This window comes from Bradyrhizobium sp. BRP23 (assembly GCF_020194135.1).
Lineage (GTDB): Bacteria > Pseudomonadota > Alphaproteobacteria > Rhizobiales > Xanthobacteraceae > Bradyrhizobium > Bradyrhizobium yuanmingense.
Genome location: NZ_JADYVW010000018.1, coordinates 71,140 through 86,983, shown reverse-complemented (window position 1 = coordinate 86,983; position 15,844 = coordinate 71,140). Strand labels below are relative to the sequence as shown.

Here is a 15,844-nt window from a genome sequence, read left to right as displayed (position 1 = left end):
AGCCTGAACGGGGCGGCTATACTTCCAGGCCCCTCCCAACGGAGCAGCTCACATGATCGAAAGCATCAGCGCCATCACGCTCGGCACGCATGACATGGGGCGCGCCGTGCACTTCTACCGGTCGCTGGGGTTCGAGCTCTTGTATGGTGGCGAAGCCGCCGCATTCACGAGCTTTCGCGTCGGCCCCGGTTATCTCAACCTGACGGCACAGCCGGACGACAAGCGCTGGTCCTGGTGGGGCCGCGTCATCTTCCATGTCGCCGATGTCGACGCAACCTATGAGCAGGCGCGCGCCGCCGGATGGCAGCCGTCAACCACGCCGCGCGACGCCGAATGGGGCGAGCGCTACTTCCATCTCACCGACCCCGATGGCCATGAGCTCAGTTTCGCACGTCCCCTTCGTCGGGCATGACGGGGCCTCACGCCTTGATATTGTTGTCCTTCACGACCTTGCCCCAGGTGGCGACCTGCTTGTCGAAGAAGGTCTTGAAGGCGGCGCCGTCCTGGAGCAGCAGCGTCATGTGTTGCGTCTCCTTCAGCTGGGCGGCGGTCGCGGGCTCGCTCAGGATCTCCTTGGACGCCGCCGCGAAGGCCGCGACGACGTCCGGCGGCGTGCCCGTGGGCGCGAAGATGCCCCACCAGGCCAGCGTCTCGAAGTCCGGGAAGCCGGCCTCGATCGCGGTCTGAGTATCAGGCAGGGCCGGCAGCCGCTCGCGGCCGAGCTGCAGGATCGGACGCAGCATATTGGTGCCGAGCTGGGCGGCGACCAGCGCCGCCGATCCCGCGATGAGATCGACGTGGCCGCCGAGCACGTCGTTCATGGCCGGCCCGCCGCCGCGATAGGGCACGTGCATGATCTCGACGCCGGCCTTGCTGCCGAGCACGGTCATGGCGAGATGGCCGAGCGTGCCGATGCCGACCGAGGCGTATTTCACCGCGCCGGGGCTTGCCTTGCAGGCGGCGACCACGTCGGCGAAGCTCTTGTAGGGGCGGCCGGCGCCGGCCGCGATCACGTAAGGCGCGGTGCCGATCAGCAGCACCGGCATCAGCTCGCGCTCGACATCGACCGGCGGCTTGTCGAGAATCGACGGGATCACCGCGTGGGAATCGAAGGTGACCAGGAAGGTCGAGCCGTCGGCCGGACTCTTGGCGACCTGCGCAGCGCCGAGCGCACCGGCCGCGCCCGACTTGTTCTCGACCACCACGATGCGACCAAGCTTGGTCTGCAGGTTCGTCTGCAGCAGCCGCGCCATGGCGTCGGTCGATCCGCCCGGCGGGAACGGCACCACCAGCGTGATCTTGCCGGCCTGCGCCATCGCCGGCGTCAATGCGAGAATAGCCGGCGCGGCCAGCAGCGCCCGTCGTGTGATCGTCATGGTCCCCTCCCTTTATGTGTAGCGCTTTGCTTTTTTGCTTTTAAGCGCTAGGTCGTGCCGAAGCCTGATCCTGCTTTTCTGTATTCTGGCCGAGGCGGACTGAAGATGTCCAGCACGCGGGCGCCGTCCGGCCCGGCGCGCATGGTGTGCGGCACGTTCCCGGGCGTGCGCCAGAAATCGCCTTTCTTCACCGGGATTTCCTCCTCGCCCTGGACGCGGATGGCGGAGCCGTCGAGCAGCACGCCCCACTGCTCCTCGGGGTGATGATGCAGCGTGCCTTGCGCATGCGGTGCCAGCGTCACCACCGACAGCATCGCCTGCTCGCCTGAGAAGATGCGCGTGGTCACGCCGGCGGCAAGCTCGCGGAAGAGTCCGTCGCTGGCATCATCGAGATTGTGAAATTCTTCCTTCTGGCTCACGCCATCCTCCCTTCACGCTCCTCTGATCAGGACTTGCCGTAGGCGCCCTGGTAACGGCCCTCGCGGATCGCCTTCAGCGTCTCCTCCTCGCGCGCGACCTGGACACGCACCGCTTCCAACAGGGCGGCCGCGCCGGCAGCGGGAAACGACACCACGCCGTCCTCGTCGCCGACGACGATGTCGCCGGGCGCAATCACGCTGCCGCCGATCGTCACCGGCACGTTGATCTCGCCGGGGCCGTTCTTGTAGGGACCGCGATGGATCACTGCGCGGGCGTAGCAGGGGAAGTCGTCGGCCGCGAATGCTGCGACGTCGCGGATCGCGCCGTCGATGACGTAGCCTTCGGCTTTGCGCCATTGCGCGATGTTCTTCATGATCTCGCCGATCAGCGCGCGCGTCTCGTCCCCGCCGCCGTCGACCACGATGACGTCGCCGGGCCCGACCAGATCCAGCGCGCGGTGGATCGCGAGATTGTCGCCGGGACGGGTGCGCACGGTGAAGGCCGTGCCCACCAGCTTGCCGCCGCGGTGATAGGGCCTCAGCCCCACTGCACCGGGCAGCCGGGCGAGATTGTCCGAGATCACCGAGGTCGGCGCGTCCCTGAAACCTTCGATGATATTTGCCGGCGGCTTCGGCACGCTGCTCGCTACGATGGTGATCGTCATGTCAGTCCTTCCTTGCTTGTCTCATTCGGCATGCGCCCGCGCCTTCGAAGGCAAGATCCGGAACGCGCGCCCCTCCTTCATCCACGTCGCACGCTCATCGCGCAACAGGGTGCGCCGGACTTTTCCGGAATCGTCGCGCGGCGGGGCGCTGACGAATTCGAAGCTTTCGGGATGCTTATAGCGGCTGAGCCGGTCCTTGAGGAAATCCGCCATGCCGTCGGCAATGGCCTGCCCGTCCGCATCGGGCTCCGGCTCGATGATGGCATGCACACGCTGGCCCAATTCCGGATCGGGCAGGCCCACCACGACGCAGGAGCGCACACCGGGAGCCTCGGACACCGCGGCCTCGACCTCGGCCGGATAGATGTTGGCGCCGCCGCGCAGCACCATGTCGGCGAGGCGGTCGCCGAGATAGAGATAACCTTCGGCGTCCAGCCGGCCGATATCGCCGAGCGATTCCCAGCCGTCGGCGCGGCGCTTCGGCTCGGCGCCGAGATAATGGTAGGTGGCGTCCTTGCCGTCATTGTTGAGGAAATAGATCTCGCCGGTCTCGCCGGGCGCAACGTCCTTGCCGTCCTCGCCGACGATGCGAAGCTTCGCCATGTCGCCGATCTTGCCAACCGAGCCCTTGTGCGTCAGCCATTCAGTGCCGGAGATGATGCAGGCGCCCTGCCGCTCGGTGCCACCATAGAGCTCCCAAATCCGCTCGGGTCCGAGCCAGCCGATCCAGTTCTCCTTTAGCCACGGCGGCATCGGCGCAGCCATGTGGAAGACCGTCTGCAGGCTCGACAGATCATAAGAGTTGCGCACGCTCGCAGACAGCGCCCAGATCCGGTGCATCATGGTCGGCACGAAATTGACCCATTGCACGCGCTCGCGTTCGATCTGCCGCAGCGTCTCCTCGGCGTCGAACTTGGTCAGCCCCGTGAGCTTGCCGCCGACGAACAGCGCGTAATGCGACACGATGAACGGCGCGTTGTGGTAGAGCGGACCGGGATTGAGCAGCGATACGCCGAAGGGAATATTGAGCGCCGGCGCAGCCGCGGTATCGGTCACCGCCGGCTGATGATCCAGAATCACCTTGGGACGGCCGGTCGAGCCGCCTGAGGTCATCGCCTTCCAGTATCGCGCCACCGGCGGCGCCAGCGGCCCATCCGAAAATCCTTCCGGCACGAAGTCGGCAGGCAACCGGTTCGGCGCATTCCAGTCCGCCTCGCCTCCGACCACCAGCGCAGGCTTGAGAATGTCGAGCACGGCGGCGGCTTCGCCGCGCGGCAGCCGCCACGACAGCGAGGTCGGCGTCGCGCCGCATTTCCACACCGCAAAGGAGGTCTCGAAGAACGCGTTGCCGTTCGGCAATCCGATCGCGACGAAATCCCCGGGCTTGACGCCCTTGGCCATGAACGCCCGCGCGCGGCGGTTGGCGCCGTGCTCGAGCTCGTCCCAGGTCAGCGTGTCCTGCCCGTGACGGATCGCAATCGTGCCATGTGGTTTGCGTTCAGCGTACCAGCGCGGCACATCTGAGAGCGGCAGCAACATCAGGCGTTTCCACTTCGTGTTCTTGGCGTCGCCGCGGAGCAAGGCGCTCGCAGCACGAGTGTACCAGCCCGCGGTCCGGGCGCTGTGACTCTCGCGCCACGTCAAGCATAAAATGTCAGCATCGCAGCCCTGAATTTCCTGGGTTCCATGGGTGACAAGCCGGCAAGAAAGAGGCAAAAATCCGGCTCGACTCAGTTCGGGTTGAGTTGCGCAAGGAATGCTCTCGTAGAATGTCGTCGGTCGTTACATCGCGTCGTGCGGCGCTGCTCGCCGTAGGTACAGCAGGTTTTTTCCTGCTGACGCACGGGCATGCCGAGGCGCAATGGTGGAAGCGGGCTCCGGTTGATTTCGAGGAATGCGCCGACGCCGCCGAGAAGGCCGCAACCAAGGCGGAGAAGACGGCCGCCCTTGCCGATTGTAACGCCAAGTTTGCCGGCCGCCGCAAGCCGGGCGGCGGCTACTCCTATTACGATTTCCTCCAGGATCGCACCTTCGACATCGCCGGCCCCAATCCGACGCCGGAGGAGCAGAAGAAGATCGACGAAGCCTATACGGCCTATCTCGCCAACCAGCGCCGCAGCAACGAAGCGGCCCAGGCTATCGCCCGGCAGCAGCGCGAACAGCAGGAGCAGCAGTTGCAGCAGCTGCAGCAGGTCGCGCTGCGGACCGAAGTCGCGCGCGTGCCGGTGCCGGTCGAGCGGCCGAAGGTGCAGCAAGCCGCGGGCGCGAAGCCGAAGGCTGCATCTTGCGCCAAGGGCTCGTTCTCCTGCGAATGGCCGCGGCTGTCGGAGAGCTTGAACGACCTGAAGAAGCTGTTCAACCCGACCCCGAGCAAGCCCGCGAAGAAGGGGTGAGTTGCACCCATAACCGTCATTGCGAGGAGCCCTTGCGACGAAGCAATCCAGGGTCTTTCCGCGGTGGGATTCTGGATTGCTTCGCGGAGCCTGTCATCGGGCGGCGCTTTGCGCCGACCCGGTGGCTCGCAATGACGAGTTGGATGCAGATCAGCTCCCACCCTCAGTTCGTGCGCTTCTTCTTGCCCTGCTTCGGTTTCGCCAACGGCGCAGTCGCCGGCTCCGTCACCATCGGCGAAGCACCCAACTGCGACCGGCTCTCCTGCAATCGCCTGTCATATCCAGGTGAGTTCATCACCGTCGGCGGCCTCGCATAGGCGAGCGTCGATGTGCCGCAAAAGGCGGTCAGCGCGAGCCCGATCACAAGACCACGTTTCATCGCGCTCCTCCTTTCGGGCGCTACCCCCGAATCTGCTGCGGCGTCATACGGAGCGGACCGTTGCCGGCCGCCTCGGCTTCCTTGATCAGCGCAACAATGCGGCGCATCAGCGGCACGGCGACATGGTTCCGCTCGGCGAGCGCGATCACCGCGCCCTGCAGATAGTCGATCTCGGTCTTGCGGCCCTGCTTCAGATCCTGCCACATCGAGGAGCGCGCCTCGGGATCGATCTTCATGGTCCGGCCCAGGATTGCACCGAAGATCGCATCCGGCAGCCGCAGCAGGGTTGGAGACCAGCTCATCGGGATCGGCGTCGACGACACCGGCACGATGTGGGCGGCCTTCAGCACGGCCAGCCCTTCGGCCATCTGGTCGGCGAACAGCCTGCGCCAGTCGCGGCTGGCCAGTTGCGCGGCAAGCGGCATGTCCGACAGCGCGCTGAGCGCGTTGTTCAGGTTGATGATCAGCTTGCCCCATTGCACGCCCGTGATGTCGCTGCTCGCGCGCATCCTGAGGCCGGCGACCGAGAGCTTCCCGGCCGTGTTCTCCGCATCCTCGCCAACATGAATGTCGCCGGAGGTCGAGCGGTGGAAGCGGCCCTCGCCCATCGCGATCACGTTGAACGGCACCATGCCGGCCAGCACGCGGCGGCCGCCCAGCCGCTCGCGCAGCGCAGCGACATTGCCGACGCCGTTCTGAAGCGAGACGATGACGGCATCCTCAGGCGCATGCTGCGCGATCTGCTCGGCGACAGCAGCGGTATCGGCGCTTTTCACCGTCACCAGCACGATGCCGGCGTTGTGGAAGATCGAGGGATCCTCCGACAGCGCCAGTTGACCCGCGCCGAGCTTGTTCTCGGAGCCGTCCAAATCAGTCAGAAGCAAGCCGAACCGCTCGATCTCGGTCTTTACCCGCGGCCGCACCAGGAGCGCGACGCGGCGGCCGCTGGCGGCCAGCATGCCGCCGACGAAACAGCCGATGGCGCCGGCGCCGGCCACAACGATCGGTCGATCCGCAATCACCGAGCTCACTCCCTGAATGACCGGCCTTCGATAGCAGAGCCGAGCCCGACAACCAATCGCGGCGCATCCGACTTGTAACGGTCATGAGCGCCCCATATCTTCTCGCCCCGGGGGCAGTCAGCGGCGAGCGCTCGCCGAACGAGACGCCAAAGGAGAGCACCATGGGTCTACTCGACGTCCTCAACGGCATGCAGAACGGCCCGCGCGGCCAGAGCACACCGAGCTCCGAGAAATCCTCCGGCGGCATGTCGCCGATGACCATGGCGCTGCTCGGCCTGCTCGCCTGGAAGGCATTCAAGCATTTCACCGGCAACCAGTCCGGCTCAGCGCCCCAACCGTTGCCGACACCCGCGCCTCCGCCGGTGAACGTAGGTCGGGGCGGCGGTCTGAACGACATGCTCAAGGGCGGCCTCGGCGGCCTGCTCGCCGGCGGTGCGGCCGGCAGCATTCTGAGCGGCGGGCTTGGCGATCTCCTCAACCAGCTCCAGCAGAGCGGACACGGTGATGCCGCCAATTCCTGGGTCGGCAAGGGCGAGAACAAGCCAATCGCGCCGGGCGATCTCGCCAGCGCGCTCGGCGCCGACCAGATCGAGAGTTTGTCCGCCCAGAGCGGCCTGTCACGCGAAGAGCTGCTCTCCGGCCTCAGCCAGTATCTGCCGCAGGTGGTCGACCATTTGACGCCGGACGGACGGCTGCCGACCGAGAATGAACTCTCGGATCGGGTCTGATCGGTTCAAAGAGAGGGGAGCACTGTCATGAGCATGGGCGGCCTGTTTTGGATCATCCTGGTCGGCTTCATTGCCGGCCTCATCGCGCGCTGGCTGTCGCCGGGGCCGAACAATCCGAGCGGCTTCATCCTCACCACCATCCTCGGCATTGCCGGCGCGTTTCTGGCCACCTGGATCGGCCAGGCCATCGGCCATTACAGCCCCGACCAGGGCGCCGGCTTCATCACCGCGACCATCGGCGCGGTGGTGGTGCTGTTCATCTGGAATCGGCTGGTAGCGAGCGGCGTGATCAAGGGGTAGCGCTTAGAAGCGGTAACGACGAGAGCACGCCACCTCCTCATCGTCATGCCCGGGCTTGACCCGGGCATCCACGTCCTTCGACCCGAGCGGCCTCACGTGGATGGCCGGGTCAAGCCCGGCCATGACGCGGAGAGGGCGTATCGGGTCTCACGTAATCAAATGCATCCCCGCATCCATGCGCACGACCTCGCCGGTCATGTTGCTGGAGGCCGGCGTCGCCAGGAAGCAGACGAGCTGGGCGATGTCCTCCGCGGATGATGCGACCTTCAGCGGCACTTTCGCCACGACGCTGTCGCGCACCTGCTTGGCCTGCGCCTCGCCGCGGCCCTTGGTGAACCAGGGCGTGTCGATATAGCCAGGGCAGACCGTGTTGACGCGGATCAGCGGCGCCAGCGCGCGCGACAGCGACAGCGTCATGGTGTTGAGCGCACCCTTGCTCGCGGCGTACGCAATCGACGAGCCGACGCCGCTGATGCCGGCGACCGAGGAGACGTTCACGACCGCAGATGGCCGCCCCGAAGCCTTGGCGGCGGCTTCGAGCAGGCTGCGCGCCGCGCGCACCATCTGGAACGGACCGATGGTGTTGACGCCATAGACCCGCTGGAAATCTTCCGCCGACAGACCGTCGAGATCGGCGTGAGCCACATGCTTGGTGGTGCCGGCATTGTTGACGAGGATGTCGAGCCGGCCCCAGCCGCTCGCCGCCGCGACGATCGTGCGACAATCCTCATCCTTGGAGACGTCGCCCTGTGCGACCAAAACCTCCGCGGCGCCGGCCTTGCGGCAGGTCTCGGCCGTCGCCTCGGCTTCCTTCCGGCTCGACGAATAGTTGATGACGAGCCGCGCCCCGCTGCGGGCGAGAATCTCCGCAGTCGCTGCACCCAGCCCGGATGCGGACCCCGTCACGATTGCGCACAAGCCGTCTTTTGCCATCCGGATTTCCTTCCCCTGTATCTGGTGTGGCGTCCTGTTTAGCGAGTTTGCCGCGCCCTGCAAATCGAGCAAACTCCGCTAAGCGGAATTAGCATTTCCTGAAGCCTGGCCCCATGCCCACGCCGCAGATGGACCTGCGATCAACGCTTGTCAGGGCCATGGCTTTTTCCGATCATCGGGCGCAAGAAGAGACTGCGCACTGGCCGATCTGACCGGACGCGCCAATGGCAAGATACGGGGAACGCTGTGGCGGAGAGTGACATTATCGTCGTCGAGACCGCGGAGAAGATCTTCGCCGATCTCGCCGACCCGCAAACCATCAACAACGACAAGAACAATTCCTGGCAGGCGCCGCTGTGGCAGGCGCTGAGCGAAGCCGGCCTGCCGCTGTCCTGGGTGCCGGACGATCTCGGCGGCTCGGGCGCGAGCCTCGCCGACGGCTTTGCGCTGCTGAACGCCGCCGGCCGTTTCGCAGTCGCGGTGCCGCTGGCCGAGACCATGCTGGCGGGATGGCTGCTGGCACAGGCCAAGATCGCTTCCCCCGAAGGCGAGATGACGATCGTGCCGGCGTCCCCGAAGGACCGTATCACCCTCGATGCCGACGGTGCGCTCTCCGGTCGCGCGCGCGGCGTGCCCTTTGCAAAAGCAGCGAAGCATTTTGCGGTGCTGGCACACGGCAAGGACGGTGCTTCCATTGCGCTGATCGACGCGGCCAAGGCGCGGATCGAGGCCGGGCTCAATGTCGGCTACGACCACAGCGATACCGTCACGCTTGACAAGGTCCAGCCCGTCGCCATCAAGCCCGCGCCGAACGGCTTTGAGCAGACCCATCTGATGCTGATGGGCGGCGTCGCGCGCAGCCTCCAGATCGCCGGCGCGCTGGAATCCATGCTCGACATCTCCGTGCGCTATTCCAACGAGCGTGTCGCCTTCGAGAAGAAGATCTCGAAATTCCAGGCCGTGCAGCACAATCTCGCCCGCCTTGCCGGCGAATCCGCCGCGGCGCTCGCGGCGGCGACGTCCGCCGCCGACGCCATCGCCAATGCAAGATCGTTCAACGACGAGATCTATCTCGAAGCCGCCTCCGCAAAGATCCGCTGCGCGGAAGCTGCCGAGAAGGGCGGCGGCATCGCGCATCAGGTCCATGGCGCGATCGGCTTCACCATGGAGCACATCCTGCACCGCTATTCGCTGCGCGCGCTGGCCTGGCGCGACGATTTCGGCTCGGAAAGCTACTGGGCCGTCGAGCTCGGCAAGCTCGTCGCAAACCGCGGCGCCGACGAATTGTGGCCGCTCGTGGCATCGCGCTGATCCGGGAGAGAGACACAATGACTGCTGCCCTCCGTTTCGATCCGATCCGCCTGCCGGAGAAATGCGAGCAATTGCGCAAGGAAGTCCGCGCCTTTCTCGCCGAGGAGATCGCCGCCGGCACTTTCGATCCGCACAAGCCCAATCGCGAGGACACCGACGCGCCGGAATTTTCCCGCCGGGTCGGCGCCAAGGGCTGGCTCGGCATGACCTGGCCGAAAAAGTATGGCGGCCAGGAACGCTCCTTCCTCGAGCGTTACGTGGTGACCGAGGAGATGCGCGTCGCCAATGCGCCGACGCGGCGCTTCTTCGTCGCCGACCGCCAGAGCGGGCCGGTGCTTTTGAAATACGCGCCCGAGCACATCAAGATGGAGATCCTGCCGAGGATCTGCCGCGGCGAGATCTGCTTTGCCATCGGCATGAGCGAGCCGAACTCGGGCTCCGATTTGTTCGCGGCGAAGACGCGCGCGACCAAGACCGACGGCGGCTATCTCATTAACGGCACCAAGATCTGGACCTCGTCGGCGCATATCGCCGACTACATGATCGCGATCTTCCGGACCTCGCCGCCGACCAAGGAGAACCGCCGCCACGGCCTGACCCAGTTCCTGGTCAAGATGAAGCAGCCGGGCATCAAGGTGAATCCGATCGGCCAGATCACTGGGCAATACGAGTTCAACGAGGTGGTCTTCACCGATCACTTCATTCCCGATGACCATGTGCTCGGCGAGGTCGACGGCGCCTGGAAACAGGCGACGAGCGAGCTCGCCTATGAACGCTCGGGCCCTGAGCGTTTCCTCGAGACGTATTACGTCCTCACCGAGCTGGTCCGCGCTGTCGGTCCCAATCCCGATACGCGCAGCGCCGAGGGCATCGGCCGCCTGGTCGCGCAGCTCCACACCATGCGGCGGATGTCGGTCTCGGTGGCCGGCATGCTCGAAGCCGGCAAGGAGCCGGTGGTCGAAGCGTCCATTGTCAAGGACATCGGCACGGTCTGGGAGCAGCAGCTGCCGAATCGCGTGCGCGATCTCGCCGCCTTCGTCGAGGAGACCGCGAGCAACCGCGAGACCTTGGAGCGGCAGCTCGACTTCGCGATCAAGACCGCGCCGAAACTCACCATCCAGGGCGGCACCACCGAGGTGCTGCGCGGTATCATCGCCCGCGGATTGGGTCTGCGTTAAGTCAATCGAGGATCATCATGAGCACCTATCAAGATATCGGCGTCGAGAAGGTCGGGCATGTCGGCACCATCGAGATCCGCCGTCCGCCGCTCAACTTCTTCGATATCTCGCTGATCAACCAGATCGCGGACGCGCTCGACGAGTTCGACCGCGACATCGAGATCCGTGCCTCCGTGCTCTCCGCGCAGGGCAAGGCGTTCTGCGCCGGCGCCAATTTCGGCGATCCGGCGCGGCAGGCCCAGGAGGCGCGCGAGGCCGAGAAAAAGGGCGATCCGGCCGACAGTCTCGGCCCGATCAACCATCTCTACATCCAGGCCGTGCGCATCTTCCGCGCCAAGAAGCCGATCGTTGCCGCCGTGCAGGGCGCGGCCATCGGTGGCGGACTCGGGCTTGCCGTGTCGGCCGATTTCCGCGTCACCTGTCCCGAAGCGCGCTTCTCCGCAAACTTCACCAAGCTCGGCTTCCACCCCGGCTTCGGCCTGACCGTGACGCTGCCGGAGCTGATCGGCAAGAACAACGCCGAGCTGATGTTCTATACCAGCCGCCGCGTCACGGGCGAGGAAGCCTACAAATGGGGCCTCGCCAACGAGCTGGTGCCGCAGGACCAGGTGAAGGCGGCCGCGATGAAGCTCGCCGGCGAGATCGCCGAATGCTCCCCGCTCGGCCTGCTCTCCACCCGCGCCACGATGCGCAATGGCCTCGCCGACCGCGTGATGGCCGCGACCAATCACGAACTCGCCGAGCAGACGCGGCTGCGCGCGACGGACGATTTCAAGGAAGGCGTGAAGGCCACGGAAGAGCGGCGGGTGGCGAATTTCAAGGGAAGGTAGTTTATTACAAAGCGATCGCTTCTTTCTTCCTTCTCCCCTTGTGGGAGAAGGTGGCGCGAAGCGCCGGATGAGGGGCTGCTTCAGCGCATTCAAACGCAAGTGATTCGCTCGCGGAGAGAGACCCCTCACCCGTCTCGCCGCTCGCGGCGAGCCACCCTCTCCCACAGGGGGAGAGGGTTTGCCCGCTCAACTCACGCGGAACGTCACTCCGCCCAGCAGAAACTCGTTGCCCTCAACCGCGAGCCCTTTTGCCTTGGCGGTATGCAGCACCTGCGCCACGTCAGTCACCCGAAACTCCAGCGCACTCATGATCTCGCTGGCGCCCTTGACGAAGCGGAAGGTCGCGTTGGGTAGCTTCAGTTCGGCGCCTTCAGGCGCAATTCCGATGATCCTGCCCCAGTGCTCGGCCAGCCCTTGCGGATCCGGGCTCTGCATCTCCACCGCCGTCAGCGCCTCGGTCACATCCTTGCGAATGAATTTCTGCCAGTCCGGTCCCGCCGGAGGATACGGCCCGAGGATGTCGTCGCTGCCTTCGGTGTGATTGAACTCGATGAAGGCGGCGCGGCAGTCGCGGGGGTGGAGCTGGACGCCGTGATACGGCGCGTGGTCGATGACATTGGCGGTGCGCACGCCGAGCGCATTGGCGTTGCGGCCGCGCTCGTCCGGGTCGTCGCAGCAGAAGATCGCCATGTAACCGCCGCGGCCGCCGGTCTTCTCGATGAAGCGACCGGCCGTGGTGCCGTCCTTGAACGGCGCGACCACCTCCAGCAGGATCGTGTCGACCGGGAGCAGCGCGTTCTCGAGGCCGTATTTGGCGACATTGCCGTCGCGATAGCAGACGGCGAGGCCCATGATCCGACCGATATCCGTGATGACGGGCTCGAGCTGCGGCGCGACCAGGCAGATCTGACGCAGCCGGATATAGGGCGCCATGGTCATGCGCCCCTAAAGGTCGGCTTGCGCTTCTCGACGAAGGCCTTGGCCGCCTCCTTGTGATCCTCGGTGTCGCCGCAACGGGTGTGATGGATCGCCTCGCCGTCGAAGCAATCCTCCAGCGCCAGGTGCTCGGCGTTGTTGATGTTGCGCTTGATGAAGCCGAGCGCGATCGACGGCCCTTGCGCCAGCGACAGCGCGAGCTCGTGCGCGGCCGCGTCGATCTCGGCGTCGGGCACGACCTTCGTCACCATGCCGATCGCATGTGCCTCCTTCGCGGTGAGCACCGGCGACATCAGATAGAGCTCGCGCGCCCGCGCACTGCCGAGCAGCTGGGTCAGGAAATAGGTGCCGCCGTAATCACCGGAGAACCCGACCTTGGCGAAGGCGGTGGTGATCTTGCAGGATTCGGAGGCGATGCGCAGGTCGCAGGACAGCGCCATGGACAGGCCGGCGCCAGCCGCCGCGCCATCGAGCTGGGCCACCACGGGCTTTGGCATCTGATGCAGGATGCGCGAGACCTCCATGCCGCGGCGCAGATTTGCGAGCTTCTGCTCGAACGGCAGCGGCGCGCGCCCCTGCGCCATCGACTTGACGTCGCCGCCGACGCAGAACGAGCCGCCGGCGCCCTTGAACAGCACCGCCCGCACCTCGGGATCATCAGCCGCGCGCCGTGCCGCCTCGACCAGCCCGGCGACCATCTCGGGATTGAGCGCGTTCTTCCGCTCCGGCCGGTTCATCGTGATGGTGAGCAGCCCGCCTTCGAGCTTTTGCAAGACCATGTCGTTCATGGATGTTGGCCTCATTCTGTGGTGCCACTCTCTCACTTTGTCATTCCGGGGCGCGACGAAGTCGCGAACCCGGAATCCATCTCTCAACCGTCAATGCCGCCCAATGGATCCCGGGCTCTCGCTTTCGCGAGCCCCGGGATGACGACCTATTGTTTGGCGCGCCCCGGGATGACGGCGTGCCTTACGTCACGCCGTCACTTCTTCACCAGCGGGCAGCGCGACAGCTCCAATGACTGGAACGCCTCGTTGCCGGGGACGGTGGCGAGCAGCTTGTAATCGTCCCAGCGCCCCTTGGACTCCGACGGCTTCTTCACCTCGAACAGGTACATGTCGTGGATCATGCGGCCGTCCTCGCGGATCTTGCCGTTCTTGGCGAAGAAGTCGTTGATCGGCGTCTCCTTCATAACCTTGATCACCGCCGCCGCGTCGGTCGTGCCGGCTGCCTTCACAGCTTTCAGATAATGGGTGACGGAGGAATAGACGCCGGCTTGTGCCGAGGTCGGCACGCGCTTGGTGCGCTCCATGAAGCGCTTCGAGAATGCCCGCGTGTCGTCGTTGAGATCCCAGTAGAACGCTTCCGCGAGCAGCAGGCCCTGCGCGGTCTCGAGCCCGATCGAGTCGATATCGGTGACGAAGGCGAGCAGCGGCGAGACCTTCTGGCCGCCCTTGGTGATGCCGAACTCCGCCGCCTGCTTGATGGCGTTGATGGTGTCGCCGCCGGCATTCGCGAGCCCGATCACCTTGGCCTTGGTGGCCTGAGCCTGGAGCAGGAAGGACGAGAAATCCGACGTGTTGAGCGGGTGGCGGACGGCGCCGAGCACCTTGCCGCCGGTCTTGGTCACGACCGCGCTGGTGTCCTTCTCCAGATCCTGGCCGAAGGCGTAGTCGGCAGTGAGGAAGAACCAGCTGTCGAGACCCGACTTCACCGCCGCAAGACCGGTCACGTTGGCCTGGCCGTAGGTGTCGAACACGTAGTGGATGGTGTAGGGGCCGCAGGCCTCGTTGCTGAGACGGATCGAGCCCGGCCCGTTGAACATGATGATCTTGTTGCGCGCTTTCGCGATCTCGCCGGCGGCAAGCGCGGTCGCGGAGGCCGCGACGTCGTAGATCATCTCGACGTCCTGATTGTCGAGCATGTCGCGGGCAATGTTGGCGGAGAGATCGGCCTTGTTGAGATGGTCGGCCGCCAGCACCTGGATCTTGCGTCCCAGCACCTCGCCGCCGAAATCCTCGACCGCCATCTTCGCCGCAGTCTCGCTGCCGGAGCCGGTGATATCTGCATAAAGGCTCGACATGTCGAGGATGCCGCCGATCTTCAGCGGCGGCTTGTCCTGAGCCTGTGCGGCGCTCGCATTGAGGGCAAACGCGGCGGCAAAAATGCCGGACAAAATAGTCTTCATCGAAAACGACCTCCCTTATCGCGCCGTGCTCTGATGGCGGCTTGGTTATTGCTCTTGGGTTATTGCTCTTGGCTATTCGCTGTTGCCGCAATCATGCCGCATGCGCAAGAGCGCAGCAAGCGCAGGTGCGATGCAGATGAATGATCAATGCGCGCTTTCCGCAAAGCGGAATGCCGCGAGGACGGAAGCTGTCCCCGCATTGTCATTGCGAGCCAACGGGTCCGCGCGAAGCGCGGCCGGATGACAGGCTCCGCGAAGCAATCCAGAAATGCGTCCGCGGAAACAGTCTGGATTGCTTCGTCGCGAAGAGCTCCTCGCAATGAAGGGTGTGAGAAAGCCCCTTCGCGTCTCACCACGCATGAGTTAAGGTCCGGCCGCAATGCAACCTCTCCGGATCACGTGACGCAACGGCTTCGCTTCATCGTCGCATGTCTTCTCGTCGCAAGTAGCTCGGCATTCGCGGGCCCCTGCCAGTTCGAGTCCCAAGGCGAAGGCCGCGTCGCTGCCATCGTCGATGCGCGCAGCGTGCGGCTCGATGACGGGCGCGAGATCCGCCTCAGCGGCATCGCGCCGACCGCGACCACGAAGCAGGCGCTGACCTCGCTGCTCGCCGGCCACGACGTGATGCTGCGGAGCGCTGACGACACGCCTGATCGCTACGGCCGCCAGAGTGCGCTTGTCTTCATCGGCGAAGGCGACATCTCGGTGCAGGCCATGCTGCTCGCTCGGGGCGATGCCATCGCCTCCGCCGAGATCCTGGACAAGGACTGCGCGGCCGCCCTGATGGCGTCCGAAGCTGCGGCGCGGCGCCAAAAAATGGGCAGCTGGGCTGACCCGTCGGCCATAAAAAACGCGGAAAGTCCGGACGATATTTTGGCGGAGATCGGGCGCTTTACGGTGGTCGAAGGCAAAGTCCTGTCGGTCCGGCAAGCTGGGGCAACGACCTACCTCAACTTCGGACGAAACTGGACACGCGGCTTTGCCGTGACTATTTCAAAGCGCACGCTAGCGGCGTTCGAAAGCGCTGGTATGGCCCTTAAGTCCCTGGAGAATCGGCGTATTCGCGTTCGGGGCTGGGTTGAGGGGAATACGGGGCCACGCATCGATGTACGCCTCGTGGGGCAGATCGAGTTGCTGGGCGCAAACGAGCCGACAGGGGTAAGGCCTTAAGACAGGCCGGGCACGG

General features: G+C 65.3%; 18 protein-coding genes. 8 read left to right on the top strand and 10 right to left on the bottom strand.

Annotation, left to right across the window (positions count from 1 at the left end):
- Positions 1–52 precede the first annotated feature (52 nt).
- On the top strand, positions 53–412 hold the full coding sequence (locus tag I6F24_RS32795; protein ID WP_036014526.1) for a VOC family protein: 360 nt from the start codon (positions 53–55) through the stop codon (positions 410–412).
- Positions 413–419: 7 nt separating this feature from the next.
- On the opposite strand, the gene I6F24_RS32790 is transcribed toward I6F24_RS32795, so the two are convergent.
- The 4 genes from I6F24_RS32790 to I6F24_RS32775 are packed head-to-tail and all read right to left on the bottom strand — an operon-like array spanning position 420 to position 3,999.
- Entirely contained in the window at positions 420–1,376 is a 957-nt protein-coding gene (locus tag I6F24_RS32790) for a tripartite tricarboxylate transporter substrate-binding protein (RefSeq protein WP_074448067.1), read from the bottom strand.
- A gap of 47 nt (positions 1,377–1,423) precedes the next feature.
- Complete coding sequence (locus I6F24_RS32785; protein ID WP_036014542.1) at positions 1,424–1,795, bottom strand: dimethylsulfonioproprionate lyase family protein; 372 nt, start codon at positions 1,793–1,795, stop codon at positions 1,424–1,426.
- A gap of 26 nt (positions 1,796–1,821) precedes the next feature.
- A complete protein-coding gene (locus I6F24_RS32780) occupies positions 1,822–2,460 on the bottom strand; it encodes an RraA family protein (RefSeq protein ID WP_036026331.1) in 639 nt (212 codons plus the stop codon).
- Between the two features lie 21 nt (positions 2,461–2,481).
- Entirely contained in the window at positions 2,482–3,999 is a 1,518-nt protein-coding gene (locus I6F24_RS32775) for an AMP-binding protein (protein ID WP_074448083.1), read from the bottom strand.
- Between the two features lie 230 nt (positions 4,000–4,229).
- On the opposite strand from I6F24_RS32775, the gene I6F24_RS32770 reads away from it, so the two are divergent.
- Positions 4,230–4,853: a hypothetical protein gene (locus I6F24_RS32770; RefSeq protein ID WP_036026327.1), complete on the top strand. Its 624-nt coding sequence runs from the start codon at positions 4,230–4,232 to the stop codon at positions 4,851–4,853.
- 163 nt (positions 4,854–5,016) lie between these two features.
- Here I6F24_RS32770 and I6F24_RS32765 read toward each other — a convergent pair whose 3' ends face one another.
- Positions 5,017–5,232 carry a hypothetical protein gene (locus tag I6F24_RS32765; RefSeq protein ID WP_074448068.1) on the bottom strand — a complete coding sequence of 72 codons (216 nt, stop codon included), beginning with the start codon at positions 5,230–5,232 and terminating at the stop codon, positions 5,017–5,019.
- Positions 5,233–5,252: 20 nt separating this feature from the next.
- Positions 5,253–6,254 (bottom strand): 2-dehydropantoate 2-reductase, encoded by a 1,002-nt coding sequence (locus tag I6F24_RS32760; protein ID WP_225150752.1) that lies wholly within the window; start codon positions 6,252–6,254, stop codon positions 5,253–5,255.
- 161 nt (positions 6,255–6,415) lie between these two features.
- Between I6F24_RS32760 and I6F24_RS32755 the strand changes: the two genes are divergently transcribed.
- Positions 6,416–6,982, top strand: a complete 567-nt coding sequence (locus I6F24_RS32755) for a YidB family protein (protein WP_036014559.1) — start codon at positions 6,416–6,418, stop codon at positions 6,980–6,982.
- 33 nt (positions 6,983–7,015) lie between these two features.
- On the top strand, positions 7,016–7,282 hold the full coding sequence (locus I6F24_RS32750) for a GlsB/YeaQ/YmgE family stress response membrane protein (RefSeq protein ID WP_036014563.1): 267 nt from the start codon (positions 7,016–7,018) through the stop codon (positions 7,280–7,282).
- A 147-nt stretch (positions 7,283–7,429) separates the two neighbouring features.
- On the opposite strand, the gene I6F24_RS32745 is transcribed toward I6F24_RS32750, so the two are convergent.
- Positions 7,430–8,215 carry an SDR family oxidoreductase gene (locus tag I6F24_RS32745; RefSeq protein ID WP_225150750.1) on the bottom strand — a complete coding sequence of 262 codons (786 nt, stop codon included), beginning with the start codon at positions 8,213–8,215 and terminating at the stop codon, positions 7,430–7,432.
- Between the two features lie 246 nt (positions 8,216–8,461).
- On the opposite strand from I6F24_RS32745, the gene I6F24_RS32740 reads away from it, so the two are divergent.
- The 3 genes from I6F24_RS32740 to I6F24_RS32730 are packed head-to-tail and all read left to right on the top strand — an operon-like array spanning position 8,462 to position 11,534.
- Complete coding sequence (locus I6F24_RS32740) at positions 8,462–9,526, top strand: acyl-CoA dehydrogenase family protein (RefSeq protein WP_225150749.1); 1,065 nt, start codon at positions 8,462–8,464, stop codon at positions 9,524–9,526.
- Positions 9,527–9,543: 17 nt separating this feature from the next.
- The gene (locus I6F24_RS32735) at positions 9,544–10,704 is read left to right on the top strand and encodes an acyl-CoA dehydrogenase family protein (protein ID WP_036026316.1); all 1,161 of its coding nucleotides are present in this window, start codon (positions 9,544–9,546) and stop codon (positions 10,702–10,704) included.
- A 17-nt stretch (positions 10,705–10,721) separates the two neighbouring features.
- On the top strand, positions 10,722–11,534 hold the full coding sequence (locus I6F24_RS32730) for an enoyl-CoA hydratase/isomerase family protein (RefSeq protein WP_225141058.1): 813 nt from the start codon (positions 10,722–10,724) through the stop codon (positions 11,532–11,534).
- A gap of 186 nt (positions 11,535–11,720) precedes the next feature.
- Here I6F24_RS32730 and I6F24_RS32725 read toward each other — a convergent pair whose 3' ends face one another.
- From I6F24_RS32725 to I6F24_RS32715, 3 genes are all read right to left on the bottom strand, one after another.
- Positions 11,721–12,467, bottom strand: coding sequence for a hypothetical protein (locus I6F24_RS32725; protein WP_036026313.1), 747 nt, complete (start codon positions 12,465–12,467; stop codon positions 11,721–11,723).
- Between the two features lie 2 nt (positions 12,468–12,469).
- A complete protein-coding gene (locus I6F24_RS32720) occupies positions 12,470–13,258 on the bottom strand; it encodes an enoyl-CoA hydratase (RefSeq protein WP_109141720.1) in 789 nt (262 codons plus the stop codon).
- A gap of 194 nt (positions 13,259–13,452) precedes the next feature.
- Positions 13,453–14,658 (bottom strand): ABC transporter substrate-binding protein, encoded by a 1,206-nt coding sequence (locus I6F24_RS32715; protein WP_225150746.1) that lies wholly within the window; start codon positions 14,656–14,658, stop codon positions 13,453–13,455.
- A gap of 399 nt (positions 14,659–15,057) precedes the next feature.
- On the opposite strand from I6F24_RS32715, the gene I6F24_RS32710 reads away from it, so the two are divergent.
- Entirely contained in the window at positions 15,058–15,828 is a 771-nt protein-coding gene (locus I6F24_RS32710; RefSeq protein ID WP_225113658.1) for a thermonuclease family protein, read from the top strand.
- Positions 15,829–15,844 lie beyond the last annotated feature (16 nt).

Bases quoted from the DNA above. Each gene is read 5' to 3' on its own strand.
- I6F24_RS32795 (WP_036014526.1), top strand. From the start codon at position 53: ATGATCGAAAGCATCAGCGCCATCACGCTCGGCACGCATGACATGGGG.
- I6F24_RS32790 (WP_074448067.1), bottom strand. From the start codon at position 1,376: ATGACGATCACACGACGGGCGCTGCTGGCCGCGCCGGCTATTCTCGCA.
- I6F24_RS32780 (WP_036026331.1), bottom strand. From the start codon at position 2,460: ATGACGATCACCATCGTAGCGAGCAGCGTGCCGAAGCCGCCGGCAAAT.
- I6F24_RS32775 (WP_074448083.1), bottom strand. From the start codon at position 3,999: ATGTTGCTGCCGCTCTCAGATGTGCCGCGCTGGTACGCTGAACGCAAA.
- I6F24_RS32770 (WP_036026327.1), top strand. From the start codon at position 4,230: ATGTCGTCGGTCGTTACATCGCGTCGTGCGGCGCTGCTCGCCGTAGGT.
- I6F24_RS32765 (WP_074448068.1), bottom strand. From the start codon at position 5,232: ATGAAACGTGGTCTTGTGATCGGGCTCGCGCTGACCGCCTTTTGCGGC.
- I6F24_RS32755 (WP_036014559.1), top strand. From the start codon at position 6,416: ATGGGTCTACTCGACGTCCTCAACGGCATGCAGAACGGCCCGCGCGGC.
- I6F24_RS32750 (WP_036014563.1), top strand. From the start codon at position 7,016: ATGGGCGGCCTGTTTTGGATCATCCTGGTCGGCTTCATTGCCGGCCTC.
- I6F24_RS32745 (WP_225150750.1), bottom strand. From the start codon at position 8,215: ATGGCAAAAGACGGCTTGTGCGCAATCGTGACGGGGTCCGCATCCGGG.
- I6F24_RS32735 (WP_036026316.1), top strand. From the start codon at position 9,544: ATGACTGCTGCCCTCCGTTTCGATCCGATCCGCCTGCCGGAGAAATGC.
- I6F24_RS32730 (WP_225141058.1), top strand. From the start codon at position 10,722: ATGAGCACCTATCAAGATATCGGCGTCGAGAAGGTCGGGCATGTCGGC.
- I6F24_RS32725 (WP_036026313.1), bottom strand. From the start codon at position 12,467: ATGGCGCCCTATATCCGGCTGCGTCAGATCTGCCTGGTCGCGCCGCAG.
- I6F24_RS32720 (WP_109141720.1), bottom strand. From the start codon at position 13,258: ATGAACGACATGGTCTTGCAAAAGCTCGAAGGCGGGCTGCTCACCATC.
- I6F24_RS32715 (WP_225150746.1), bottom strand. From the start codon at position 14,658: ATGAAGACTATTTTGTCCGGCATTTTTGCCGCCGCGTTTGCCCTCAAT.